This window comes from Pseudoxanthomonas sp. P4_B2, from assembly GCF_056402315.1.
On sequence record NZ_JBFUHQ010000001.1, the window covers coordinates 448,235 to 473,035 of the forward strand.

28 protein-coding genes and 1 pseudogene are annotated in these 24,801 nt (G+C 62.6%); 21 read left to right on the plus strand and 8 right to left on the minus strand.

Features of this window, described 5'->3' with window-relative positions:
* Together AC1DTQ_RS01975 and AC1DTQ_RS01980 are read right to left on the minus strand one after the other, a co-directional pair.
* Entirely contained in the window at nt 1-1,266 is a 1,266-nt protein-coding gene (locus tag AC1DTQ_RS01975) for a phospholipase D-like domain-containing protein (RefSeq protein ID WP_477847516.1), read from the minus strand.
* A gap of 95 nt (nt 1,267-1,361) precedes the next feature.
* Nucleotides 1,362-1,847 carry a DUF456 domain-containing protein gene (locus AC1DTQ_RS01980; RefSeq protein ID WP_477847517.1) on the minus strand — a complete coding sequence of 162 codons (486 nt, stop codon included), beginning with the start codon at nt 1,845-1,847 and terminating at the stop codon, nt 1,362-1,364.
* Nucleotides 1,848-2,077: 230 nt separating this feature from the next.
* Here AC1DTQ_RS01980 and AC1DTQ_RS01985 point away from each other — a divergent pair, with 230 nt between their 5' ends.
* On the plus strand, nt 2,078-2,287 hold the full coding sequence (locus tag AC1DTQ_RS01985; protein WP_093280354.1) for a cold-shock protein: 210 nt from the start codon (nt 2,078-2,080) through the stop codon (nt 2,285-2,287).
* A 77-nt stretch (nt 2,288-2,364) separates the two neighbouring features.
* On the opposite strand, the gene AC1DTQ_RS01990 is transcribed toward AC1DTQ_RS01985, so the two are convergent.
* Nucleotides 2,365-3,468: a M35 family metalloendopeptidase gene (locus AC1DTQ_RS01990; RefSeq protein WP_477847520.1), complete on the minus strand. Its 1,104-nt coding sequence runs from the start codon at nt 3,466-3,468 to the stop codon at nt 2,365-2,367.
* 184 nt (nt 3,469-3,652) lie between these two features.
* On the opposite strand from AC1DTQ_RS01990, the gene AC1DTQ_RS01995 reads away from it, so the two are divergent.
* Nucleotides 3,653-4,300, plus strand: a complete 648-nt coding sequence (locus tag AC1DTQ_RS01995) for a hypothetical protein (RefSeq protein ID WP_477847521.1) — start codon at nt 3,653-3,655, stop codon at nt 4,298-4,300.
* Between the two features lie 51 nt (nt 4,301-4,351).
* Here AC1DTQ_RS01995 and AC1DTQ_RS02000 read toward each other — a convergent pair whose 3' ends face one another.
* Both AC1DTQ_RS02000 and AC1DTQ_RS02005 read right to left on the minus strand, forming a co-directional pair.
* On the minus strand, nt 4,352-4,816 hold the full coding sequence (locus AC1DTQ_RS02000; protein ID WP_477847523.1) for a glycine zipper 2TM domain-containing protein: 465 nt from the start codon (nt 4,814-4,816) through the stop codon (nt 4,352-4,354).
* 160 nt (nt 4,817-4,976) lie between these two features.
* Complete coding sequence (locus tag AC1DTQ_RS02005) at nt 4,977-5,420, minus strand: hypothetical protein (RefSeq protein WP_477847525.1); 444 nt, start codon at nt 5,418-5,420, stop codon at nt 4,977-4,979.
* Nucleotides 5,421-5,495: 75 nt separating this feature from the next.
* On the opposite strand from AC1DTQ_RS02005, the gene AC1DTQ_RS02010 reads away from it, so the two are divergent.
* Nucleotides 5,496-6,299: a tRNA threonylcarbamoyladenosine dehydratase gene (locus tag AC1DTQ_RS02010; RefSeq protein WP_477847526.1), complete on the plus strand. Its 804-nt coding sequence runs from the start codon at nt 5,496-5,498 to the stop codon at nt 6,297-6,299.
* A gap of 52 nt (nt 6,300-6,351) precedes the next feature.
* Here the strand turns inward: AC1DTQ_RS02010 and AC1DTQ_RS02015 are convergent, their stop codons facing one another.
* Nucleotides 6,352-7,122 (minus strand): TatD family hydrolase, encoded by a 771-nt coding sequence (locus AC1DTQ_RS02015; protein WP_477847527.1) that lies wholly within the window; start codon nt 7,120-7,122, stop codon nt 6,352-6,354.
* A gap of 9 nt (nt 7,123-7,131) precedes the next feature.
* On the minus strand, nt 7,132-7,353 hold the full coding sequence (locus AC1DTQ_RS02020; protein ID WP_477847529.1) for a DUF6116 family protein: 222 nt from the start codon (nt 7,351-7,353) through the stop codon (nt 7,132-7,134).
* 169 nt (nt 7,354-7,522) lie between these two features.
* On the opposite strand from AC1DTQ_RS02020, the gene AC1DTQ_RS02025 reads away from it, so the two are divergent.
* From AC1DTQ_RS02025 to AC1DTQ_RS02050, 6 genes are all read left to right on the plus strand, one after another.
* Nucleotides 7,523-8,344 (plus strand): glycine zipper 2TM domain-containing protein, encoded by an 822-nt coding sequence (locus tag AC1DTQ_RS02025; RefSeq protein WP_477847530.1) that lies wholly within the window; start codon nt 7,523-7,525, stop codon nt 8,342-8,344.
* 134 nt (nt 8,345-8,478) lie between these two features.
* Nucleotides 8,479-9,642 (plus strand): acyl-CoA dehydrogenase family protein, encoded by a 1,164-nt coding sequence (locus AC1DTQ_RS02030; protein WP_477847531.1) that lies wholly within the window; start codon nt 8,479-8,481, stop codon nt 9,640-9,642.
* A 181-nt stretch (nt 9,643-9,823) separates the two neighbouring features.
* Nucleotides 9,824-10,381 carry a GNAT family N-acetyltransferase gene (locus AC1DTQ_RS02035; RefSeq protein WP_477847533.1) on the plus strand — a complete coding sequence of 186 codons (558 nt, stop codon included), beginning with the start codon at nt 9,824-9,826 and terminating at the stop codon, nt 10,379-10,381.
* On the plus strand, nt 10,378-11,019 hold the full coding sequence (locus AC1DTQ_RS02040; protein ID WP_477847535.1) for a glutathione S-transferase family protein: 642 nt from the start codon (nt 10,378-10,380) through the stop codon (nt 11,017-11,019). Before AC1DTQ_RS02035 ends, AC1DTQ_RS02040 begins: the two co-directional genes overlap by 4 nt.
* A 90-nt stretch (nt 11,020-11,109) precedes the next feature.
* Complete coding sequence (locus tag AC1DTQ_RS02045) at nt 11,110-13,371, plus strand: thiamine pyrophosphate-dependent enzyme (RefSeq protein WP_477847536.1); 2,262 nt, start codon at nt 11,110-11,112, stop codon at nt 13,369-13,371.
* A 12-nt stretch (nt 13,372-13,383) separates the two neighbouring features.
* Entirely contained in the window at nt 13,384-13,926 is a 543-nt protein-coding gene (locus AC1DTQ_RS02050; RefSeq protein ID WP_477847538.1) for an NADPH-dependent FMN reductase, read from the plus strand.
* Nucleotides 13,927-13,952: 26 nt separating this feature from the next.
* On the opposite strand, the gene ygfZ is transcribed toward AC1DTQ_RS02050, so the two are convergent.
* Entirely contained in the window at nt 13,953-14,819 is an 867-nt protein-coding gene (gene ygfZ, locus AC1DTQ_RS02055; protein WP_477847539.1) for a CAF17-like 4Fe-4S cluster assembly/insertion protein YgfZ, read from the minus strand.
* Nucleotides 14,820-14,858: 39 nt separating this feature from the next.
* Here ygfZ and AC1DTQ_RS02060 point away from each other — a divergent pair, with 39 nt between their 5' ends.
* The 12 genes and pseudogenes from AC1DTQ_RS02060 (at nt 14,859) to AC1DTQ_RS02115 (ending at nt 24,794) form a co-directional block, all read left to right on the plus strand.
* Nucleotides 14,859-15,029, plus strand: a complete 171-nt coding sequence (locus AC1DTQ_RS02060) for a DUF1674 domain-containing protein (RefSeq protein ID WP_477847541.1) — start codon at nt 14,859-14,861, stop codon at nt 15,027-15,029.
* Between the two features lie 79 nt (nt 15,030-15,108).
* Complete coding sequence (sdhC, locus tag AC1DTQ_RS02065) at nt 15,109-15,504, plus strand: succinate dehydrogenase, cytochrome b556 subunit (protein ID WP_477847542.1); 396 nt, start codon at nt 15,109-15,111, stop codon at nt 15,502-15,504.
* Entirely contained in the window at nt 15,501-15,887 is a 387-nt protein-coding gene (gene sdhD, locus AC1DTQ_RS02070; RefSeq protein ID WP_477847544.1) for a succinate dehydrogenase, hydrophobic membrane anchor protein, read from the plus strand. Before sdhC ends, sdhD begins: the two co-directional genes overlap by 4 nt.
* Before the next feature lie 4 nt (nt 15,888-15,891).
* The gene (sdhA, locus tag AC1DTQ_RS02075) at nt 15,892-17,685 is read left to right on the plus strand and encodes a succinate dehydrogenase flavoprotein subunit (RefSeq protein ID WP_477847545.1); all 1,794 of its coding nucleotides are present in this window, start codon (nt 15,892-15,894) and stop codon (nt 17,683-17,685) included.
* 18 nt (nt 17,686-17,703) lie between these two features.
* Nucleotides 17,704-18,486, plus strand: a complete 783-nt coding sequence (locus AC1DTQ_RS02080) for a succinate dehydrogenase iron-sulfur subunit (protein WP_477847547.1) — start codon at nt 17,704-17,706, stop codon at nt 18,484-18,486.
* 1 nt (nt 18,487) lies between these two features.
* A complete protein-coding gene (locus AC1DTQ_RS02085) occupies nt 18,488-18,916 on the plus strand; it encodes an MAPEG family protein (RefSeq protein ID WP_477847549.1) in 429 nt (142 codons plus the stop codon).
* The gene (locus AC1DTQ_RS02090) at nt 18,913-19,164 is read left to right on the plus strand and encodes an FAD assembly factor SdhE (protein ID WP_477847551.1); all 252 of its coding nucleotides are present in this window, start codon (nt 18,913-18,915) and stop codon (nt 19,162-19,164) included. The genes AC1DTQ_RS02085 and AC1DTQ_RS02090 overlap by 4 nt, the downstream gene beginning before the upstream one ends.
* 46 nt (nt 19,165-19,210) lie before the next feature.
* On the plus strand, nt 19,211-19,567 hold the full coding sequence (locus AC1DTQ_RS02095; protein WP_477847552.1) for a hypothetical protein: 357 nt from the start codon (nt 19,211-19,213) through the stop codon (nt 19,565-19,567).
* A 6-nt stretch (nt 19,568-19,573) separates the two neighbouring features.
* A complete protein-coding gene (locus AC1DTQ_RS02100; RefSeq protein WP_477847554.1) occupies nt 19,574-20,818 on the plus strand; it encodes a lipoprotein-releasing ABC transporter permease subunit in 1,245 nt (414 codons plus the stop codon).
* On the plus strand, nt 20,811-21,545 hold the full coding sequence (lolD, locus tag AC1DTQ_RS02105) for a lipoprotein-releasing ABC transporter ATP-binding protein LolD (protein ID WP_477847555.1): 735 nt from the start codon (nt 20,811-20,813) through the stop codon (nt 21,543-21,545). Before AC1DTQ_RS02100 ends, lolD begins: the two co-directional genes overlap by 8 nt.
* A 193-nt stretch (nt 21,546-21,738) precedes the next feature.
* Nucleotides 21,739-24,232, plus strand: a pseudogene (locus tag AC1DTQ_RS02110) (DNA internalization-related competence protein ComEC/Rec2); the annotation flags it as partial.
* Nucleotides 24,126-24,794 (plus strand): MotA/TolQ/ExbB proton channel family protein, encoded by a 669-nt coding sequence (locus AC1DTQ_RS02115; protein WP_477848343.1) that lies wholly within the window; start codon nt 24,126-24,128, stop codon nt 24,792-24,794. The pseudogene AC1DTQ_RS02110 and the gene AC1DTQ_RS02115, both read left to right, overlap by 107 nt.
* The last annotated feature ends 7 nt before the right edge of the window (nt 24,795-24,801 follow it).

The following is a 24,801-nucleotide window of genomic DNA, read 5'->3' on the forward strand; positions in this document are numbered from 1 at the left end:
TCACAGTTGCGATTTGAGGGGGAGAACGAACTTCTCCATCAGTTTCTCCTTTAAAGGCCGCTGCTGCCACCTCTGGTATGTGTAAAGCGTGGAATGCCGCAGATCATTCTCGAACACCGCGGCCATTTCCTCGGCGAATGCAGGATCGTAAAGATTAAGGCTGGCTTCGTCGTTCAGCCGGAACGAACGTATATCGAAATTGGTGGAACCCACCGACACCAGTTTGCGATCGACGATCAGCATCTTGGTATGCAGCATGGTCGGCTGATACTCGCTCATCTCTATTCCGGCCAAGAGCAGATCTTCCCATCCCGCCCGGGAGGCGAGGCGGACGGCATCCGAATCGATATGCGGACCGGGCAGCAGGATGCGTATGCGCACATCGCGCTTCCGCGCCGCCAACAGCGCCTGGACTATCAATGGGTCGGGAACGAAGTAGGAAGCGGCCAGGTCGATGGATTGTTCGGAAGCGGCGATGGCCATGAGATACATCAGGTGCATGCTTTCGCTTCCGCCGGAAGGCGAGGCGATGAACAGATGCGCGTCGACGTCGCCGGCCGGTTGCAGCTCCGGGAAATAGGCCGGGCCGTTCAACACTTCGCCCGTGGTCTTGATCCAGTTGTCGTTGAAGGCGGCCTGCATCTGCGCAACGGCCGGGCCCTCGATGCGGAAATGGGAGTCGCGCCAATGGTCGGGGTCCTGCGCATGGCCGGACCACAGATCGGCGATACCGACGCCGCCGGTGAATCCCACGCGGCCATCGACTACCAGCAGCTTGCGGTGGGTGCGGTTGTTGATGCGGCCCAGCGTGTACCAGTGCAGCGGGCGGTAACGGTGGATGCGTACCCCGGCGCCGCGCATTTCGTCCAGCAGCGCATCGTCCATCTTGATGCTGCCGGCCCAGTCGATGACCACATTGACAGGGATGCCTGCCTTGGCGCGCTCGGACAGGGCGGTGGTGAATTGTTTCCCGACTTCGCCCGACCAGTAAATGTAGGTCTCGAAGGTGATTGAAGTCTTGGCCGCACCGATCGCTTCCAGCATCGCCGGAAAGATCTGATCGCCATTCTGCAGCGACGTCACCCGGTTGCCCGGCAAAATGGTCGGCCCCAGCATCACCGACATTTCGCGCCTGAATTCCGGATCGGAGATCGCGTACCGGTGCGTGACCGGTTTCTCCAGTTTTTTCTCCGGGGTGGCGAAGTTCATCGCCAGCACCACGCACAGCGTCGTGATCGCTATCGTCACTACGATCATCCAAGCCATACGCCTGCGGCTCCAATTCTTCCGAATCATTGCTCACCCCCACTAGGGGAGTATCCGGAGGCAGGTATTGGCCTGGAGTGAAGCCGTCGCCCGGATCAGACGAACCAGGCGAAAGCGAACAGCCCCAGCATCGCGAACGCCAGCCCCAACTTGAGTACGGTGCCGAGTAGGATGCCCAGCCAGGTTCCCAGGCCGACCTTGGCGGCTTGGCCGATTTCACGTCCGTGCCACAGCTCACCCAACAACGCGCCGACGAAGGGCCCGGCGAACAGGCCGATAGGGCCGAAGAACAATCCGGCGAAGGTTCCCAGTACCGCGCCGATGAGTGCTTTCTTGCTGGCGCCCACACGCTTGGCGCCGATCAAGGTGGCGAAGAAGTCCACGCCTACCGATAGCAGGGTCAGTAGACCCAATACCACCAAAGTGACCCAGCCGATCTGTTGGAAGTCGCCGGCCCAGGCCGCGAGCAACATGCCCGCGAACACCAGCGGCAGGCCAGGCAGGGCGGGCAGGATCACCCCCGCGATGCCCACCAGAACCAAGATCACCGCCAGCGCGTAATACAGCGACTGCAATTCCAAGAATTTCTCCCCATTAAATCAATAACTTAGATGGATCGTGAAGGTTGGCGGAATTATTGCATTTTCAGAAATAGCGGGTTACTGTTCAGCCGCTGCGCTTGCCAAGGTCACCGTGCATTGTGGCCTGATGCGGTCGAACCATGTTCCGCTACAACGTTACACGCTTCCTCCTTGCAACCAGCCGCCGGAGCAACGGCGTATCCACCAACCGTTCCAGGGAGTTAGCAGAAATGGCAGATCGCGAAAACGGTACCGTCAAATGGTTCAACGACGCCAAGGGCTTCGGCTTCATCAGCCGTGAGAACGGCGAGGATGTGTTCGTGCATTTCCGCGCCATCCAGAGCCAGGGCTTCAAGAGCCTCAAGGAAGGACAGAAGGTCAGCTTCACCGTCGTCCAAGGGCAGAAAGGCCTGCAGGCCGACGCAGTGGAAGCGCTTTGATCGCACGACCTGCGTCTTCTACATAGAAGCGAAACGAAAAAAGCCCGGCATTGCGCCGGGCTTTTTTCTTGGTTGGATCAATTCTGCTGTGGCGTGTTTTCCGCGAAATACTCGTGGCTGTCGGCGTTCTGGATAGCGCTGGCCGGATCGCTCAAGGCCAGGCTCTTGGCGCCGGTCTGGCCGTAGACGACATCGTCCGTACCGGCCACGGCATTGAAGTGGCTGGTTTCGTGGATCAGGGTGCCTGCCTTGGAATCGGTGCCGGTCAATGGCGCAGTCCAGAAGGCGCGGCAGACGAAGATCTCGTAGGGACGGGTCGGATACACATAGGCGTAGTAGCTCTGGTTGCATCCGCAGTTGATCTTTACCTGTCCGGCGTTCTGGTCGAGCGCGGTATCGATAGCGGTGAAATTGCCGCGGACCGTGCTGTAGCGGCTACTGGTGTACGCGCCGAACCAGGTGCCGTATCGAGGGCCCGTGGCGCCGGAACTCAGATAGTTCTTGGCGTTCTCGGAGTAGTTGCGCGCGGCGATGACCGCATTGCCTGCCGTGCTGATCTGGGTGGTGGAACAGCCCACATAGCTGACCCCGTTCACCACGGTGCCGCCGCTGCCGGGTTTGCCCTTGGCGGCCTTCGCGCCGAGAACGTCGTTGCCATCCACCCACAACTTCAGCGGCTGGCTGCGCATCACCATCGGTGTGCCGCGCTCGCTACGCAGCATGCTGCCGTCGGAAAGCGAGGCGTACTGCAAAGGCGACGCCAGCGCGATCTCGTAGTTGCCGCTCTTGGAAAGATCGTAGGAGGACGAGAGGTCCACCACGGCGCGCAGGCTTTGCTGCGGGCGCAGAATCGCGAAATCCTCGGCCTGCGGCAGGCCGCGCTTGACCTGCATACCTTCGTAAGCGACGGGCTTTCCGTCCTGGGTAATGCGGAACAGGCTGGTTTCCGGGAAATCGGAAGGCAACTGCCACTTGGGAACACGGACCACTTTGTTGCTGGTATTGGTGATCACTATTTCCACGGCGCCAAGCAGATCGCCGGCTGGCGCGTTCACGGCCGCAATGCGGACCTGCAAGGGATTGAACGGAGCATTTCGTGGAGCGGCTGCGGCTACAGCGACTGCAATTGCGGTGGCGAGCACCGTGCTGGTGGCGAGCGTACGACCAAGTGCCTTGTTCATCTGTCAGTCCTTGTATGTAATGGGAATAACACCGTCCGCGCTGCGGACAAAGGAAGATACTGCGAAAAAGGATCATTGCAGTGATGCCGTGCAACATGGATCGCGCGGATATGATCTAACGAGCAAGCTCGGTGCAGTGGAGGGTGTTCCTATGATGATTTCGCGCAAACTTCAGAAAACCCGGATGGTCCCGATTGTACTGGCGCTGGTTTTGTCCGGTTGTGCGGCACGCGAGGCGGGTTCTGCGACGGGGGATGCCGATCCGTCCGGCGAACCGGCCGCTGCGGAAGTGCTGCGTATGCGCGGAGAAGCCTTGGTCGGCAAGGATGGTTATGGACTCACGCCGTGCGGGAGCGATCGACAACGCATCCTCACGCTTTCTCCGCAGTCCCAAATTTTCCTGGATCGATTTCTGCAGTCGGGAGGCAAGCTGGAATTCTTTCTGGATGCCTGGGTCAGGGAGAAAGAAGGCAAGCTGGAAGTCGTTGCGATCGAACGTGCGCATACCGAAGGCCCGCGCTGCGATTCCGCGCCGGAAACGGCGCAATTCGTCGCCAGCGGAACCGAGCCATTCTGGTCCCTGCAGCTCTCGCCGACGGGTTGGCTGCTGCAGCGACCGGATAATCCGCTCTTGCAGGTGGCGACGACCCCGACAAAGGTCGGCGCAGGCTACGCCTGGACCTCAGTGGCTCCCAAGGCGACGGTAGAAATATTGCCAGGCTATTGCGCCGACGGAATGGCCGATGCGGCGTCGGCCTGGCAGGCGAAGATCAGCCTGGGCGAACTGCAACTGGCCGGTTGCGCGCATCGCGGAGAATTGCCGCTGCCCTAAGAAAAAGGCCCGCATTGCGGGCCTTTTCCATCAGCAATCCGACAGTCGCCGTTAGCGCAATACCACCTTGCCGTTGACTACGCGGACATAGGTGTTTTCGCGGATGCCGGCCAGATCGCGCTGGTTGATCACGATCGTGCGGCCGTCGTCCATGCGCACATGCACATCATAGCTGTCGCCAGTGGTGCGCTTCTGGATAGCATTGCCCGCGGCGGCGCCGCCCACCGCGCCAGCGACGGTCGCGATGTTCTGGTTGCCTTTGCTACCGCCGGTTTTGTCGGAAATCTCGTGGCCGGCGATCGCGCCCACGATGCCGCCCAGCACCGCACCCGTGGCGGACGGCGCGGTGCGGCCGGAGCTGACGGTATCGATGCGGGTCACGATGCCGCAGTCGTAGCAACGCGCGGACGACGAGACGGGAGACGGGCTACCGTAACCGTAGTTGGGTGAAGTGGTGGCGCAACCGGCCAGTGCGACGGCCGCGATGGCACCCACGGCGAGCAGACGGATTTTCATGCGATTCTCCTTAGAGCCCTCACAGGCTGCGGCGGTTGAAAGTGGTCGCGGGTCTGCACCGCAGCCCCCGCTACCTGGGGCCATGCTGTCCGTCGTTGCATGAACCGGGCGTCAATCCGAACCAAGATCGGACTGTCGGCGAAAAATCGTCAGCGGAAATTCAGCCGCGGAAATCCTGATGGCAAGCCTTGCAGGCTTCGTCTATCTGCTTGACCGCGGCTTCGACTCCGGGACAGCCGAGCGGCGGCGATGCCAGCACACCGTCCAGCGTCGCGCGCAATTTGCCCGCATGCTGGGCGAAGCGCGCATCCTCTTCTATGCCGGGAAAGGCGGGCTCCAGGTCATTGGCCATCGATCGCAGTGTCTGCAGATGCGGCAGCACGTCCGACGCGCTGCAGCGATTGGCCGTCGCGGTCGAACGCAACTGTTCGACATGGGCTTGCATAACGTGCATCGCCGCCTCGGGAAAGCGGTCTTGCCAGGTTTTGCGCCCTTCGATCGCCCGCAACACCATCACCACACCGATAATTCCGATGACCAGCCCAATCAGGAAAAGGAACAGATAACGCGTGGCATTGGACGGTGGCGTGGGCTGGCTGGACATAGGCGTGCTTCCTTCGGCGAGGTATTGAAATAGTACGCCGCGCGTCGCCGCTTCCGCCACGTCTACAATAGTGAGATGAAGAACGAATTGCGCGAACGCTTCGCCGGCATCGATCGCTTGTACGGCAAGGGAGCGGTGGAAAAATACGCCGGCAGCCGTGTGGCTGTGGTCGGCATGGGGGGCGTGGGCTCGTGGGTGGTGGAGGCGCTGGCGCGCTCCGGAGTGGGGCATCTCACCTTGATCGACGCCGACGATATCTGCGTCTCCAACACCAATCGCCAGTTGCCCGCGCTGCAGGGTCAGTATGGCCGCAACAAGTCCGAAGCCATGGCGGACCGTTGCCGTGCGATCAATCCGCTGATCCAGGTGGATGCGGTACCGATGTTCCTGACCGCCGGTAATTTGGAAGAGTTGCTGGACCGGGAGTTCGATCTGGTGCTGGATGCTTGCGACAGCTTCCGTACCAAGGTCGAGATGATCGCCTGGTGCCGTCGCCGCAAACTGCCCATAGTGGTTTCCGGTTCTGCCGGCGGACGCACCGATCCCACCCAGATCCGGCTCCGCGATCTTTCGCGTACCGAGCATGACGCCTTGCTGGCATTGATCCGGAAGAAGCTGCGCAGCGAGTTCAATTTCCCCAAGAATCCGGATCGCTATTTCGGCGTGCAGGCGGTGTATTCGCTGGAGAACGTCAAGTACCCGCAAGCCGATGGCAGCGTCTGCGGCGTGCGTCCGCAGCTGGGTGCGGACGCGGCATTGAAATTGGATTGCGGCGCAGGTCTCGGTGCGGCCACGCATATCACCGGTGCATTCGCCTTCGCCATGGTGGCCAAAGCGCTGGAGCTGTTGCTGAAGAAGCCTCTGGTAGGAGCGACGTGAGTCGCGAAGGGAGCTTCTTCACGAGAACGCCATTTCGCGACTCACGTCGCTCCTACGTCGTATTGGGTAGATTGAAAAGGCGCCGGGCATTGGCGGTCGTCGCGGTAGCTATCGCTTCAGCCTCCACGCCGCGCAAATCTGCGATCGTCTGACATACGTACGCGAGCCTCGCCGGCTCATTGCGCTGGCCGCGGATTTCCGCGTCGGGCTGGTCGGGCGCGTCGGTTTCCAGCAATAGGTGTTCCAGCGGCATGCGTGCCACCAGTCCGCGCAGGCGATTGGCGCGAGTGTAGGTCGCCGGGCCGCCGATACCGATCAGAAAACCCAGTTGCCACAGTTGCCGCGCCTGTTCCGGGCTGCCGGAAAAACTGTGCACCACGCCTCGCAACTTGCCTACGCGCTTGAACGACGCGATCACCGCATCCACCGCGCGCCGCGCATGCACGATCACCGGTAGATCGAAATCGTGCGCCAGCGCCAGCTGTCCATCGAAATAGAGTTGCTGTGCGTCTGCGTCCAGGCCCTCGACGAACAAATCCAGCCCGCATTCGCCTACCGCCAAGGGGCGTTCGCGGGCGATCCACTCGCCAAGTTGCGGCAAATGTTCCGGCTTATGCGCGTCCAGGAACATCGGATGGAGGCCATAGGCAGGAAACAGGCCGCTATCCGTTCGGCAGATATCGCGGAGCTGAGGCCAATGGTCGGCATCGACCGCCGGAACCACCTGCTGGACGACTCCGGCGGCGCGAGCACGGCGGATTACCGCGTCGCGGTCGGCATCGAATTCGGATGCGTCCAGATGGCAATGGCTGTCTACCAGCATGCTTCATGCCTATCGCTGAGGATCGTTCGAATCAATGACGGTGGGGTTTTTCCGGTTCTTCCAGTTGGCCAGCAGCAGCGTGCCCAGACCCAGCAGAATCTCGTCGACCAACGGTATCGGATCGGGGATAAACAGCGTGATCGCGAACAGCGCAGCGGTAATCTTGAACAGGGTCGGATAGCGCAGTTTTCTGGCCCAGTTCAATAGGGGCAACAGGAGAGGAGTAGCCATTTGTCTGATTCGGAAGTGGTGTGACGGAGGACACGCTACCACGAGCAATGGTCTCCAAGCTGGTTCACGCTACGGGCGGTTTCGGCCGGTCGAAACCGGTTGTCGTTCAGCTATGTCGTGCTGCAATTGACTCATCGATAACGCGGGGGCCGCCCGCCTGGAGATTGGCATGAAAAGCAATACCACCACGATCCTCATCGCAACTGGCGCCCTGCTTTTCGGAGGCATCGCCACTGCGGCTTATATGAATAATCGCGATAAGCCTGCCGAGTTCGTCAATGCCAACACCGGCGAGCCGGTAGCTGACGGCACCGATACCGCACTGGATCAGGCTTCTCTCGACAATCAGATCGAGCCCAGCACTTTGCAGTACGCGGAAGTGGTCAAGGTCGACCCCATCACCAACAAGAACAAGATCTACGCCACCGTGATCGGCAGCGAGCCGGTGCGGGAAACCACCACCACCAATACCCCGCGCGAAGTTTGCAACGACGTAGTTGTGCAGGAACGTTTGCCAGAACGCGACGGCAACGCCGGTGGTACGGTCGCCGGCGCGGTGATCGGCGGCTTGCTGGGTAACCAGGTAGGCGGCGGCAACGGCAAGAAGGCAGCGACTGCGGCCGGCGCCGTCGTCGGCGGCGTAATCGGCAACAAGGTCGACAAGAACCACGTTGGCGGCCGGGTAGTCAGCCGCACCGAGCGCCAATGCCACACCGAGAACACCAGCTCCGAGTCCTCGCGCGTGACCGGTTACAACGTGACCTATCGCAATGCCGACGGCACCACCGGCACCATGCGCATGGGCAGCAAGCCCGGTACCCGCATCGCCATGGGCAATACCGACAAGGTGGTGGGCTACGACGTGACCTACCGCTTCGACGGCGAAGAAAAGACCATTCGTATGGACGAGAAGCCGGGCGACCGTTTACCGGTCGTCGACGGACAGGTCGTCACCCAGACCGCTTCGGTGGAAGGCGACAGCAAGGGCTGAGCCGCTTCGGCGTATCAACCAGGAAGGCCGGCGATTTCGCCGGCTTTTCCGTTTGTGGTCGGCAGACTAGGGGGTTACGGCGCTACGTAGGCGCCGAATACAATGGTGGACTGTCCGAAACCGGCTTCCCACGCATGGCCCTGAACCCCTACGACCTGTTTGACATCCGCTCCCTGCTCAGCGAAGAGGAACGCGCGGTGCAGGACACCGTGGCGCGTTTCACCGACGAGCGTGTGCGTCCGATCATCGGCGACGCCTTCGACCAGGCCCGGTTTCCCAAGGAACTGGTGTCCGAAATCGCCGATCTGGGCCTGCTGGGCTCGTCTCTGCCGGAACAGTACGGCGGCGGCGGTCTGAATGCGGTCAGCTACGGGCTGATCTGCCAGGAGCTGGAGCGCGGCGATTCGGGCATCCGCAGCTTCGTCAGCGTGCAGTCCTCGTTGTGCATGTACCCCATCTACGCATACGGCAGCGAAGAGCAGCGCATGCGCTGGCTGCCGGACATGGCCGCGGGCAAGGTGATCGGTTGTTTCGGCCTGACCGAGCCGCAGGGTGGCTCCGATCCGGCCAGCATGAAAACCAACGCCAAGCGCGATGGCGCTGATTGGATCCTCAACGGGTCCAAGATGTGGATCACCAACGGCAATCTGGCCGATATCGCCATCGTCTGGGCGCAGACAGAGGACGGTATCCAGGGTTTCGTGGTGGAAAAGGATTTCGCCGGCTTCAAGGCCCAGGAAATCCACAAGAAGATGAGTCTGCGCGCCTCGGTCACCTCGGCGCTGTTCTTCGACAACGTGCGCGTACCAGAAGCCAACCGCTTGCCCAATGTGAAAGGCCTCAAGGGTCCATTGGGCTGCCTGACCCAAGCCCGCTACGGCATCACCTGGGGTCCGATCGGCGCGGCCATCGCCTGTCTGGACGAAGTGCTGGGCTACACCAAGGAACGCATCCTGTTCGAGCGTCCGGTGGCTGCCACCCAGAGCGCGCAGATCAAGATGGCCGAAATGGCCCGCCGCATCACTCTGGCGCAGCTGCTTTCGCTGCAGCTGGGTCGCCTGAAGGACGCCGGCAACATGCAGCCCGCGCAGGTATCGCTGGCGAAGTGGAACAACTGCCGCATGGCCATCGACATCGCCCGCGAATGCCGCGACCTGCTAGGCGGCGCCGGTATAACCACCGAGCACGCCGCGATCCGTCATGCGTTGAACCTGGAATCGGTCATCACTTACGAAGGCACGGAGACGGTGCATCAGTTGGTGATTGGACGAGAGTTGACTGGTATCAACGCGTTCTGAATCTGATTTTCCTTCTCCCACCGGCGCCCGCAGGGTGTGCAAGGCTGAGAAGGTGGCGCGAAGCGACGGATGAGGGCGTGAGAATGACTCACCAGCGATGGATTTGCACAAGCTGACGATCTATTCCCTCATCCGCCCTACGGGCACCTTCTCCTAGTGGGAGAAGGAATAGCGAGAGCCCATGAGCATCTTCGATCTGCAACTGGAAACCGAACGTCTCATCCTGCGCCCACCGCAGGCGCAGGACTTCGAACCGTGGGCGGCCTTCATCGCCGATGAGGAAGCCGCGCGGTATATCGGCGGCGTACAGCCGCGGTCGATCGCGTGGCGCAGTTTCGCGGCGGTTTTCGGGGCATGGCATCTGCAGGGGTTCGCGTTCTTCTCCGTGATCGAGAAAGCCACCGGACTTTGGGTTGGGCGACTGGGCCCATGGCAGCCTGAGGGTTGGCCGGGCACGGAAGTCGGTTGGAGCATCGCACGTGAGCATTGGGGCAAGGGCTTCGCCCCGGAAGGCGCGCGCGCCGCTACCGATTGGGCGTTCGGCAACCTGGGCTGGAGCGAGGTAATCCATACCATCGCCGAGGACAACATCAATTCGAAGACGGTTGCGGCCAAACTCGGATCGCGTTTTCTGCGCATGGGCTGGTTGCCCGCGCCGCACGATGAAAAACCGGTCGAGATCTGGGGACAGTCGCGCGAAGAGTGGATCGCCAATCGCAACAAGGAGAGCAGGGCATGATCACCGTTTATGGCTATTCGGTTTCCGGCAATTGCCACAAATTACGCTTGCTGCTGGAACAACTCGGGCACGAGTACCGCTGGGTGGAGGTCGACAGCTCACAGGGCGCGACACGCACACCGGAATACCTAGCCAAGAACGCCAATGGCAAAGTGCCGATGCTGGAGCTGGAAGACGGCCGGATCTTGGTCGAATCGAACGCCATCCTCTGCTATCTGGCCGAAGGCACCCGATACCTGCCTGCCGATGCGTGGTTGCGCGCGCAGGCGCTGAGCTGGATGTTCTTCGAACAGTACAGCCATGAGCCCTACATCGCCGTCGCCCGTTTCATTTGCGGATGGACGCCGCTGGATTCGCCCCGCCGGGCCGATCTCCCGCGCTTGCGCGAGCGTGGAAATCAGGCGCTGGCGGTGATGGAAACGCACCTGCAATCGGCCGAGTGGTTCACCGGCGCCGACTACGGCATCGCCGACATCGCGCTATTCGCCTATACCGATGTCGCTCATCAGGGCGGCTTCGATCTTGCGGCCTTTCCGCAAGTCAGTGCCTGGTTAGCCCGCGTGCGGGCGACGCCAGGCTTCGTGCCGATGCCGGAGCCCGCTCCGGAAAACGCTGTATTACTGACCCATATCGATTGAGCGTAGGTCGGGGCTACGCCCCCGACGCCCGGTTCTCCGGGAACGCCACCAATTGCAGTCGGGTGCGTAGGCCCGACCTACGGAAGACTAATGACCGCCAAGCCCATTTCCGCCCGCATGAAAGGCCTGAACCGTGCCGAGATCTGCGACCAGAACTTCACCGAGTTCGTGCAGGAGTGGAATGGCGTGGTCGACGCGAAACCCGCACCGGGAGAAGCGGTCTTGGAAGGCAGCGCGCTGGACGCGCAATCTTTCGTCGAGCTGCTGGAATCGCAGCTGGTTTCGCGCCACCTGGATCTGATGGCCCGCGTGTTGCGCGTTCAGAACAAGGTTTTCTACACCATCGGCAGTTCCGGCCACGAAGGCAACGCGATGGTCGCACGACTCACCCGGCACACCGATCCGGCCTTTCTGCACTACCGTTCCGGCGCCTTTATGGCCGAGCGCTTCCGCAAGCTGCCTGGCATGGACCCGATCATGGATTCCGCGCTGTCCTTCGCGGCGAGTTCGGAAGACCCGGCTTCCGGCGGCCGCCACAAGGTCTGGGGTTCCAAGCCGCTGTGGGTGCTGCCGCAGACTTCCACCATCGCCTCGCATCTGCCTAAAGCCCTCGGTACGGCTGTGGCGATCGAACAGGCGAAGCGTATCGGCCATGCCTCGCCGATTCCCGACGACAGCATCGCCATTTGCTCTTTCGGCGATGCCTCCAGCAATCATGCCACCGCGCAAACGGCTTTCAATGCCGCGGCGTGGACGTCTTATCAGAAGCTGCCGGCGCCGGTGCTGTTCGTCTGCGAGGACAACGGCATTGGCATCTCCGTGAAGACACCGGGCGGGTGGATCGAGCGCAATTTCTCGAACCGCAGCGACCTGGATTACTTTTACGCCGATGGCCTCGACCTGGCAGAGGGCTATGGTCAGGTGCAAGCGGCAGTCGAATACTGTCGCCGCACCCGTCGCCCTACCTTCCTGCATCTGCGCACTACCCGGATCATGGGACACGCGGGCACCGACTTCGAGATCGAGTGGCGCCCTATAGAGGAACTGGTTGCGGTGGAGGCGGGCGATCCCTTGCTGCGGTCGGCCGCGATCGCGCTGGAATCGGGCCTATATACGAAGCAGGAACTGCTGGCCCTATACGAAGGCATCCGTCGTAAATGTTTCGCTGCCGCCGACGCCGCCGATAAAACGCCCAAGCTGACCCGTCTGGAAGACGTAATCGCACCGTTGGCGCCGTATACGCCCGCGAAAGTCATGCTTGAGGCCACGCGCGCCGACTATGCGGAAAAGCGCCTGCAGGTCTTCGGAAGCGAGGAGAAGCTGCCGGAAGCGCAGCCGCCACGGCACCTGGCCATCCTGATCAACAACGCGCTGCACGATTTGTTCTGCAAATACCCGGAAGCGCTGCTGTTCGGCGAGGACGTGGCGCAAAAGGGCGGCGTGTACACAGTCACCAAGGGTCTGCACAAAGCGTTCAAGAATAGCCGCGTGTTCAATACGCTGCTGGACGAAACCATGATCCTTGGCCTGGCCCAGGGTTACGCCAACCTGGGCATGCTGCCGGTGCCGGAAATCCAGTACCTGGCGTATTTCCACAACGCCTGCGATCAGATCCGCGGCGAGGCGGCGTCGCTGCAGTTCTTCTCCAACAACCAGTACCGCAACCCGATGGTGGTGCGCATGGCCGGGTTGGGTTATCAACGCGGATTCGGCGGCCATTTCCATAACGACAACTCAATCACTGCATTGCGGGATATCCCCGGCCTGGTAGTCGGCTGTCCTTCGCGCGGCGACGATGCCGCGACCATGCTGCGCACGCTGGCGGCTTTGGCGAAAGTGGATGGGCGGGTGAGCATCTTCCTGGAACCCATTGCGCTGTACATGACCAAGGACTTGTACGAAGCCGGCGACGGCGCTTGGCTGACGACTTATCCTGCGCCCGACCAGGCGATGGTGTTGGGCGAAGGCCGCATCTACGACGAGCATGCCAACGACCTGGTGATCCTCACCTACGGCAACGGCGTACCGATGAGTTTGCGTGCGGCGCGGCAGATCGAAGCCAAGCATGGCTGGAAAGTGCGCGTGGTAGACCTGCGTTGGCTGGTGCCGCTCAACGAGAGCTTCATCGCCGAACAGGCGAAGTCGGCCAAGCGCATCCTGATCGTCGACGAAGGCCGTCACTCGGCCGGTGTGGGCGAGGGCGTGATCACCGCCATCGCCGAAGCCGGTTTCGGCGCGCGTCCGTTCCAGCGGGTGGTCGGTGTGGACACGTATACGCCGCTCGCCGGTGCGGCCCTGCTAGTGCTGCCGGGCGATGGGGATATCGTGTCAGCCGCAGATCGGCTCGCCTGAGCAGGGATATCCATGACAGCTCCCAACGTCGCGATCATTATCGGCAGCTTGCGTTCGGCGTCGTTCAATCGCCAACTTGCTGGTGCCGTCGAACGGCTGGCTGAGGATAGGTTCGCGTTCCGTATCCTGCAGATCGGCGATCTGCCGCTTTACAATCAGGACCACGACGCCGATTTTCCTGCCACGGGCCTGCGCTTCAAGGCCGAGATAGAACAGGCCGATGCGCTGTTGTTCGTCACGCCCGAGTACAACAGATCGATGCCCGGCGTGTTGAAGAACGCGATCGATGTGGCCAGCCGACCTGCTGGCAGCAAGACCTTCACCGGCAAACGCGCGGCGATCATCGGCACTTCGCCGGGCGCGCACGGCACGGTGTCTTCGCAGCAGCATCTGCGCAATGTGCTGGCGGCGGTCGACGTGGCCGTGTTGCCGCAGCCCGAGATCGCCATTCAGTTCAAGGAGGGCCTGCTGGATGCATCTGGAGACATCGTCGACGAGCGCGTGCGCAAACGCCTGCTCTTGTTCCTGGATCGGTTCGAGGCGTGGTTGCGATAAGACCGCCGCGCGCGAGTGAGCGGTTTCTACCGCGCCAGTCCGTCCAGCAAGGCAACTTCCCGCAACGTCGCGCCGTTCACGCTCAGTGGCCCCGACTCGCGCTCCAGCGGCAATACCGCCAACGCTAACGTCGGCGAGGCGAGCAGCACGGATACGATCTGGCCTAGAGGCTTGCTGCCGTCGCCGACGGTGTCGCCGGTTGCCGGCGTTGCGTCGGTCTCGAACAATGCCAGACCGCGTTTGGCCTTGCCCAGGAAGTGCGTGCGGGCCACGATTTCCTGGCCCGGATAGCAGCCCTTTTTTACGCTGAAAGCGTGCAGGCGTTCCAGCGACAGTTGCTGCGGCGTCCATTGTTCGCGTTGCGCCGCAGGCAAGCGCGGCAACCCGGCACGTAGGTCTTGCGCGAACCAGCGCCCTGGCAGGGTGGGTTCCAAGATCGGAGCGACAGTCGGCGACAGGCGCAGAGTGCGAGGCTGTTGGTCGCTGCCGTAATCGAGCTCGATCGTCTCGCCGACGACACCAATCCGCGCACTTTCGGCCGAATCGGGCTTACGGAAGGCGCCGCTGACCTGCAAACCGTCCGCCGCGGCGATCTTCAACTTTCGTCTGAACACGAAGCGTTGCAACTGCGCGGCGAGCTCGCCGGCATCGGTGTCGGGCACCAGCAGCAAGATCCGGTCTTCGGCCAGCTTGAGCAGCGCAAACACTGCAATGACGCGGCCCTTGGGCGTCAGCCAGGCGTTCCATTGCCAATGTCCGGGCGACAGCGCAGCCACATCGTTGGCGAACTGGGCCTGCGCGAAGGCAGTGGCATCCGGCCCGTCCAGCGCGACGACCGCATGGTCGGGCAGGGCGAATAAAGGCGAGGCGGAGACGGGCAGGTTGTCAGGCAAGGGGGGGAGGATTAAAATTTTGTGCGTTGCGAGAACAACATGATAGGCGAAACCCCTTCCAATCCCGATCCCGTACCCGGAACACAGCAGCCCGAACAGGGCGCTGTGGAACAGGCAGCGGTAACACCGAAGGAAATCGGTGGTCGCGACGGTCCCGAGCCAACGCGTTACGGGGATTGGGAGAAAAACGGACGTTGCATCGATTTCTGATTCATCAGTCATCGAATAACGTCTGCCCAGCCAACGCGGTCCTACGGAGACCGCCCAGCCGAGACAACGAGCCCAGCGAATGGCGACCCGACAACGTCCGCTTTCACCGCACCTGCAGGTGTACCGCTGGCAGATCCAGATGGCGACTTCCATCGTCCATCGGGCTACCGGAATCATCCTCACCGTCGGCGCGCTGCTCATCGCCGCCGCATTGCTGGCCATGGCCGCCGGCCCCGAAGCCTGGGAACGCGTACGTGGACTGGCCGGGTCATGGCTGGGGCTAGCGGTCTTGTTCGGCTGGACCTGGTCGTTCGCCTTTCACTTGCTCAACGGCATCCGCCATCTGGTGCAGGACGCGGGCTTCGGCTTCAGCATTTCGGCCTTCATCCGCAACGGCTGGCTGTCGGTGATCGGCAGCTTGCTGCTGACCGGCGCCATCTGGGGCGTCGTAGCCACCCGCGGAGGCTGGCTATGAGTCCGCGCTACCGCACCCCGCTGAAAGACGTGCGCGGACTGGGATCGGCGAAGCAGGGCACGCACCACTTCATCGTCCAGCGCCTGACTGCCATCGCCCTAATCCTGCTGGCCTGCTGGTTCCTGTATTTCGTGGTCGGGTTGATGCATGCCGACTACTTGACCGCCAGCGATGCGGTGGCCAAGCCGTGGAATGCGATGCTGCTGATCGCCTTCCTGGTAGCGATGTTCTGGCATGCCCAACTCGGCATGCAGGTAGTCATCGAAGACTACGTGCATAGCCATGGCCTGGCACTGACCGCGCAGATCGCGGTGTATTTCGTTTGCATCCTTGGCGCGCTGGCCAGCGTTTTCGCCGTGGTCCGCATTGCGTTGGGAAGCTAACTACATGACTTCGGCCTACAAGATCACCGAACACAAATACGACATGGTCGTGGTCGGCGCCGGCGGCGCGGGCCTGCGTGCTACCTTCGGGCTGGCGGCCAAGGGCTTGCAGACGGTGTGCCTGACCAAGGTGTTCCCGACCCGTTCGCACACCGTCGCCGCGCAGGGCGGCATCTCGGCGGCGCTCGGCAACATGGGCGAGGACGACTGGCGTTACCACTTCTACGACACCATCAAGGGTTCGGACTGGCTGGGCGACCAGGACGCGATCGAATACATGTGCCGCGAGGCCATTCCGGCCATCGTCGAACTCGAACACTACGGCGTGCCGTTCAGCCGCACCGAGGAAGGCAAGATCTACCAGCGCCCCTTCGGCGGAATGACCACTAAGTACGGCGAAGGCCCGCCGGCCCAGCGCACCTGCGCCGCGGCCGACCGCACTGGGCACGCCATGCTGCACACGCTGTACCAGCAATCGCTGAAGCATGATGCGCGCTTCATGATCGAGTACTTCGCGCTGGACCTCATCTTCGACGAGGAAGGCGCCTGCAAGGGCGTGCTGGCGCTGGATATGGCCGAAGGCACGTTGCACCTGTTCCGCGCCCAGGGCGTGGTGCTGGCGACAGGCGGTTATGGGCGCGCGTATTTCAGCGCGACTTCGGCGCACACCTGCACCGGCGACGGCGGCGGACTGGCCCTACGCGCGGGTCTGCCGATGCAGGACATGGAATTCGTGCAGTTCCATCCCACCGGCATCTACGGCGCGGGCTGCCTCATCACCGAAGGCGTGCGCGGTGAAGGCGGCATTCTGCGTAATAGCAACGGCGAGCGCTTCATGGAGCGCTACGCGCCGCACTATAAGGATCTGGCTTCGCGCGACGTGGTGTCGCGTTCGATGACCATCGAGATCCGCGAAGGCCGTGGCGTCGGCGAAAAGAAGGACCACATCCTGCTCGACCTGACCCATCTCGGGCCGGAAGTGATCAACGAGAAGCTGCCCGGCATCGCCGAAAGCGCGCGCATCTTCGCAGGCGTCGACGTCGCTACCCAGCCGATTCCCGTGCTGCCGACCGTGCACTACAACATGGGCGGCATCCCGACCAACTACCACGGCGAGGTGGTGCGCAAGGTCGGCGACAACCCCGATTCGGTGGTGCCGGGGCTGTACGCCATCGGCGAAGCGGCCTGTGTGTCGGTGCACGGCGCCAACCGCCTGGGTTCCAACTCGCTGCTCGATCTGGTGGTGTTCGGTCGCGCGGTCGCCAACCGCTGCGCCGAAACCATCAAGACCGGCGGACCGCACAGCAAGCTGGCCGACGACGCCTGCGACAAGGCGCTGTCGCACCTGGACAAGCTGCGCAACGCCAACGGCGGCACGCCGACCGCGGTGATCCGCGACAACATGCAGGCCACCATGCAGAACGACGCGGCGGTGTTCCGCACCTCGAAGACGCTGAAGGAAGGCTGCGACAAGATGGCCGATATCTTCAACTCGTTCGAAGACGTCAAGGTCACCGACCGTTCGCTGATCTGGAACTCTGACTTGCTGGAAACCTACGAGCTGCACAACCTGTTGCTGAATGCCGTGGCCACCATCAACTCGGCCGAACAACGCCACGAAAGCCGCGGCGCGCATGCGCACGAGGATTTCCCCGATCGCGACGACGTCAACTGGCAGAAGCACACGCTGGTCAACGTGGACGAGAAGGGACAGTGCAGTTTCGATTTCCGCCCGGTGCACATGTACACGTTGAGCAAGGACGTGGATGTGGTGCCGCCGAAGCCGCGCGTTTACTGATCGGGATAGAAGACAGACATGGCAGAATTTTCGCTCCCGAAGAATTCCAAGGTCCAGAAGGGCAAGCATTTCCCGGCCAAGGGCGCGAAACAGCCGCGCGTCTTCAAGGTGTATCGCTGGAGCCCGGACGACGACGCGAACCCGCGCACCGATACCTACGAGGTCGACCTGGCCGCGTGCGGGCCGATGGTCCTGGACGCGTTGATCAAGATCAAGAACGAGATCGACCCCACTCTGACTTTCCGCCGCTCTTGCCGCGAAGGCATCTGCGGTTCGTGCGCGATGAATATCGACGGCACCAATACTCTGGCTTGCACCCGCGCAATCAGCGACTGCAAGAAGAACGAGGTGCCGATCTATCCGTTGCCGCATATGGACGTGGTCAAGGACCTGGTCCCGGATCTGACCCATTTCTACGCGCAGTACGCCTCGATCAAGCCGTGGATCCGCACTCAGACCGCAGCGCCGCCGGATCGCGAGCGTCTGCAGTCGCCGGAAGACCGCAAGCAGCTCGATGGCCTGTACGAATGCATCCTGTGTGCATGTTGCTCGACCTCGTGCCCTAGCTACTGGTGGAACGGCGAACGCTATCTGGGCCCGGCGATCCTGCTGCAGGCCTACCGCTGGATCGTCGATTCCCGCGATGAGGACACCGGAGCGCGTCTTGACGACCTGGAGGATCCGTTCCGCCTTTACCGCTGCCACACCATCATGAACTGCGCGCGCACCTGCCCGAAGGGCCTGAACCCGGCGCTGGCAATCGCCGAGATCAAGAAACTGATGCTGGCGCGGCGCAGCTGACATGCCCGCGGTTCCCACCGCGATCCTGTGGCCCGCGGTGGCGATGGCGGCGTTGACCTTCCTGGTCTGGTGCCGCCTGTATTACGTTCGTATCGGGGTGATGCGCCGTGAGCGCATTCCCGCCCAGGCCGTCGCCAGTTCGGCGCAATCGGCGGCACGGCTCAGCGACACCCGTGCGTCGGATAATTTCCGCAATTTGTTCGAGCTGCCGGTGCTGTTCTACGCCGCGCTGGGGGTTGCCGCATCGACAGGGCAGGCGCACGGCGCGGTTTTGTCGCTGGCCTGGCTCTTCGTGGCGTTCCGCGCGCTGCATAGCCTGATCCAATGCAGCTACAACCGAGTCATGCACCGCTTCACCGCTTACCTGTTAGGGGCACTCGCGTTATGGGCATTGTGGGCCGTTCTGGCCTGCGGATTACTACGCGCTTGAACGACGACGCGCTCGAGTTGAAACGCCTGCGCTGGCGCTGCCGCCGCGGCATGCGCGAGCTCGATCAGCTGTTCGGCCGTTACCTCGACAGCGAATGGGCGCGCGCCTCCGACGCCGATCGCGGGGTTTTCCTACGGCTGCTCGATTGCGAGGACGATAAACTCTGGCGCTGGTTCATGGGCTATGAGCAATGTCCCGATGACGCGCTCGCATCACTTATCCAGCGTATCCGTCAGCTGCCGCCTTGAGTGGCGTGCCTCGTGCTGGGTCATCGGCGCGCTGCTCGCGCTGGGTATGCTCGCCACCTTCTCCGTGCTGGTCTCCGCGATGCCTCGATGGGCCGCTTGGCCGTTGAGCGTTTTAGTGCTGGCTTATGGTGTGTGGAAGGCGCGTCAGGAGTGGCGTTCGCCTGGTCATGAGTTGTTTTTCCCGGGCAACGATCTTCCGGTAATGCTGAATGGCCAGCCCATCGACGACGCCAAGCTGCAGTGGCGCGGCCCGATGGCTTTCCTGCTCTGGCGGGATCGCCGGGGCAGGCCGATGCGCCTGTCCTGGTGGCCGGATACGCTTCCGGCAGCCCGCCGACGTGAACTGCGTCTGGCCGCCGGCAGCCTGGATGCTTCGCGGCACCGGCGCGTAATGGCACCATAGCGGTCTATGTTCAAACCCATCCCTGTCTCCATCGGCCTGCGCTACCTGCGCGCCAAACGCCGTAATGGCTTTATCTCCTTCATCTCGTTGGCCTCGATCCTCGGCATCGCTCTGGGTGTGACCGTGCTGATCACCACCCTATCGGTGATGAGCGGATTCCAGCGCGAGATCCGCGACCGCATGCTGCAGATGACCGCACACGCCACGGTCAGCGCCGCTGGTGATGCGATGCAGGATTGGCCGCACGCCGTAGCCGTGGCCAAGCGCGACCCACGCGTGGAAGGTGCCGCGCCCTATGTCGATATCCAGGCGCTGATCGAAGGCGTCCGCAACCAGCCGGCGATGATCCGCGGCGTGATTCCCGCCGAAGAAAAGAAGGTGTCGGTACTGGCCGAAAAGATGAAGCGCGGCAGCGTGGATTCGCTCACTCCCGGCTCGTTCAATATCGTGCTGGGTCAGGAGCTCGCGCTATGGCTAGGCGTCAGCCAGGGCGACAGTGTGGTGGTGATGCTGGCCGACGCCCAGTCCACACCGATGGGCGCGGTGGCGAAGATGAAGCGTTTCAAGGTCAGCGGTATCTTCGAGGCCGGCTATAACGAGATCGACAAGGGGTTGGCGGTAGTCAACATGTCCGACCTGCAGCGTGTGCTGAAAATGGGCGACGGGGTCACCGGCGTGCGCCTGAAGCTTTACGACATGGACCAGTCCTGGAACGTGGCGCGCGACCTGGCTGAGAATCTGCGGGGTCCGTACCGGATCAGCGACTGGACCAGCGAAAACGCCAATCTCTACAGCTCGCTGAAGATGGAAAAGACGGTGATGGGCATCCTGCTGTCGCTGATCATCGCGATGGGCGCGTTCAATCTGGTTTCCTCGCAGGTGATGCTGGTCACCGACAAGCAGGCCGATATCGCCATTTTGCGCACGTTGGGGCTGACCCCGCGCGGGGTGATGCAGGTATTCATGGTGCAGGGATCGCTGATCGGCATCATCGGTACCGTGCTTGGCGTGCTGGGCGGCGTACTGCTGACAATCAACCTGGAATCGATCCTCAGCCTGATCGAATCCACCTTCAACATCACTCTGTTGCCGCCTGATGTCTACTACATCACCGGTTTGCCCTACGACCTGCAAGGCAGCGACGTGGCCGTGATCGCGATGATCGCCCTGATCATGAGTTTCCTCGCTACGCTGTATCCGGCGTGGCGCGCGGCGCGCACCGATCCGGCGGAGGCGCTGCGTTATGAGTAAGGTTTGGGAATCCGGAAAGACGGCCGGGAGTATCGACAGCGAGGTGATGCGCGCCGAGAAGCTCGCCAAGACCTATTCCGAAGGGAAAATGAAGACACCGGTATTCGACGGCTTGGATCTGTCGGTGCAGGCGGGCGAAACCGTAGCCATCGTGGGCGCTTCCGGCGCGGGCAAGAGTACGTTGCTGCACTTGCTGGGGGGGCTGGATACGCCGACTGCGGGCGAGGTGTATGTGGCCGGACAGAAGATGTCCTCGCTCTCCAACGCCGCTCGCGGGCAACTGCGCAACCGTGCGCTCGGTTTCGTCTACCAGTTCCACCATCTGCTGCCCGAATTCACCGCGCTCGAGAATGTGATGATGCCGGTGATGCTGGGCGGCGCCGAGGTGAAGGCTGCCGCGCAGCGTGCCAAGGCGCTGTTGGAAAAAGTGGGATTGGGCCACCGTATAGAACACAAGCCGGGCGAGCTTTCCGGTGGCGAGCGCCAACGTGCCGCCGTCGCCCGTGCGCTGGTCAATCAGCCCGCCTGTGTGCTCGGCGACGAACCCACCGGCAACCTGGACGAGAAGACCGCAGCGACCGTATTCGAGCTGATGCTGGAACTCAACCGCGCCCAGAAGACCAGCTTGGTGCTGGTGACCCACGACCGGCGCCTGGCGCGCAAACTGGACCGCGTGCTGGAACTGCATGAAGGCCGTCTGCGGGAATTGCCTCTCTCCGACGTCTGAAACCAACCGCCTTGTGGAGCCGAGCTTGCTCGGCTGCTCTACGCGGGGGGCCCAAAGCAGCCGAGCAAGCTCGGCTCTACGAGGATAAGCGGTCGGCTCTTTCCTACCTGGGCCGAGGGTATGCGCTGATGACGACGACGGGCTGAAGCGGTCATCTTCGAGGTCATCCAGACCGATCCGCACAGGTCCCTTCATGCCCACGGGCAATGGAACTACTTCCGTATTCGGCGTCGCCAGCGCCCTGGCATTGCTGGTTGGCGCAGGTGCATGCCTGTTGTTGCCGATCCTGCTTTCATGGCCGGTCCAGGCCATGTGCATCGCATCCGGGCTGGTGTGGTGGCGGTGCGGATTGCGCTGGCGCTGGTTGGGGGCGTGCCTGATCGGGTTCGGCTGGGCCGGAGCGCAGGCGACGATGGTGCTCTCCGCGCAGCTTCCGCCCTCGTGGGAAAAGCGCGACCTGATCGTCGAAGGACGCATCGACGATCTTCCCCAAGCCGAATCGCGGCGCACGCGCTTCCGATTCCGAATCGATAACGATGCCGCTCAACCGGAACCCTTGCGCGGAAAATCGCTGCAACTTTCTTGGTACGACGATTTCGATGCGAAAGAGCCGGGGCCGCGTACGCAATTGCGTGCGGGCGCGCGCTGGAAAATGGTGGTGCAAGTGCGGGCGCCACGAGGGTTGAGCAATCCAGGCGGATTCGACAGCGAGCGCCATGCGCTTTCCCAGCGTATCGCCGCCACTGGATATGTGCGCGAGGCCGGCCGAGCACGGCAGCGGTCGAAACCGCAAGGTATCGACGCTTGGCGAGAAGGCATGTCCGCGCGCATCCAGGGTGTGGTGCCTTCGGCTTCCTCGCGTTACGTACGCGCGTTGGCGTTGGGCGATACGCGCGGACTCGAGGACCGGGACTGGGAGATCCTGCGCGCCACCGGTGTGACCCATCTGATCGCGATTTCCGGTTTCCACGTCGGTTTGGTGGCGGGATTCTTCGCACTGTGCGCCGCAGGACTGTGGCGATGCGTTCCTCTCTGGGCGCGACGCGTCCCACGACCGCAGATCGCTGGCTTGGCAGGGTTGCTTGGAGCATTCGGCTATGCGGCACTCGCCGGTTTCGCATTACCCACTGCGCGCACCGTGCTGATGATCGCGGTGGTGGTGCTGGCCCGGCTTTCGCGGCGCCAAGCGAGGATCGTCGATTCGCTGGCTCTGGCGGTGATCGCGGTGTTGCTTTTCGATCCGCTGTCGGTGCTTGCTGCGGGCTTCTGGCTCAGTTTCGCCGGTGTCGCCTGGCTGGCATGGTGCTTGCCGCAGTCGCAGCATTGGGCGAAAGGGTTTCTATCCGCACAAGGGGTGGCCACGTTGGGATTGTTGCCGCTGACGGTAGTGCTGTTCGGCCAGGCTTCGGCAGTGGGTCCGTTGGTCAATCTGATCGCGATTCCCTGGTGGAGTCTGGTCGTGGTGCCGCTGTCGCTGGTAGGCACTGCGCTGGAGGCCATGCATACGGGTGCCGGTGGCTGGGCATGGCGTGTCGCCGCATGGTGTTTCGATCTCACCTGGCCGCTGTTCACCGAGCTGGCGGAAAGCCGTTTTTCCTTATGGTGGCTGCCGGAAGCGGCTTGGTACGCCTTGCCGTTGGCCTTGCTGGGTGCGTTCTGGCTGCTATTGCCGCGTGGTGTGCCAGGCAAGCGGCTGGCCGTACTGCTGTGGCTGCCGCTGCTATCGCCGGATCTGGAATCGCCGATGCAAGGCGAAGTGGAATTGCTGGTGATCGACGTAGGGCAGGGGCTCTCGGTGCTGGTCCGCACGGCGGACCATGTGTTGCTATACGACACTGGGCCGGCGGTGCGCGATGGTTTCGACGCCGGAGAGCGCGCGGTCGTGCCCGCACTGCGCGCGCTGGGGGTGGCGCGGCTGGATCGGGTCGTTCTCAGCCATGGGGATAACGATCACGCGGGCGGTTTCGCTTCCGTAAGCGCGCTGCTTCCGATAGGCGAATCCTTGACTCCGGAAGGCTCGCCGGTGCCAGCCGACTCGCCGTGCGTGGCGGGGCAGTCTTGGCGATGGGACGGGGTGGGATTCCGCTTCCTCCATCCGACGCGGCATTTTCCTTATCTCGGCAACGAAGCCAGCTGCGTGCTGCGGATAGAAAGCGGGCACGGCGCAGTATTGCTGACCGGGGACATAGGCGAAGTGATCGAGCGCGAACTGCTGCGACGCGATCCCGCCGGCATTCGCGCCGACGTGGTGCTGGCGGCACATCACGGCAGCGGCGGCTCGTCCGACTCCGATTTCGTGGCCGCGACGGGTGCGCGCCTGGCGCTGGTATCGGCAGGCTTCGCCAATCGCTTCGGCCATCCCAAACGGGAAGTCGTGAGCCGCTGGCAGAGCCATGGCGCGGAAGTGCTGAATACCGCGGACAGCGGCGCAATCCGCCTCTGGCTGGGCAGGCGGGGCTTGCAGGTGCGTGAACGGCGTCGCGACCAGGCCCGGCTTTGGGACGCAGTGAGGCTGCGGGAGGCGGCTACGCTATCCTATCGGCCTGCGAACGAACGGCCCCGAGTGCCGGAGGACTGAAAGTGCTGGAATTGGTCAAGGCCGGTGGATGGCCCATGATTCCCTTGTTGTTGCTGGCGGTATTGGCGCTGGCGATAGTGATCGAGCGGTTCTGGACCTTGCGGCGCAAGGAAGTGCTGCCCCCCAACCTGGGCGAGGAAGTACGCAGTTGGGCCGCGCGCGGCCAGCTGGATCCGGCCCATATCGAATCCCTGCGCCGCAACTCTCCGCTGGGCGCGTTGCTGGCCGCGGCGCTGGACATGCGCAACCGTCCGCGCGAGCAGATCCGCGAACGCATCGAGGATACCGGCCGGCACCTGGTGCACCGGATGGAGAAATTCCTGAACACGCTAGGCACCATCGCCGCCGCAGGTCCGTTGCTGGGGCTGCTGGGCACGGTGGTGGGCATGATCCAGATGTTCCTGGGCATCCTGGACCACGGCGTGGGCGATGTGAATCAACTGGCCGGCGGCATCGGCAAGGCGTTGGTGTGTACGGCCACCGGCATGATCGTGGCGATTCCGGCACTGATGTTCCATCGCTATTTCCGTGGCCGCGTGGTTGGCTATGTGATCGATATGGAGCAACAGGCCACCGCGTTGCTGGATGCATTGGACGCCAGGGCCGTAGTAGCCGCACGTACTACCCGGGCGGCTTCGGCCGATCCTGCCACTGCGACGACATTGGGCTGAGCTCGCC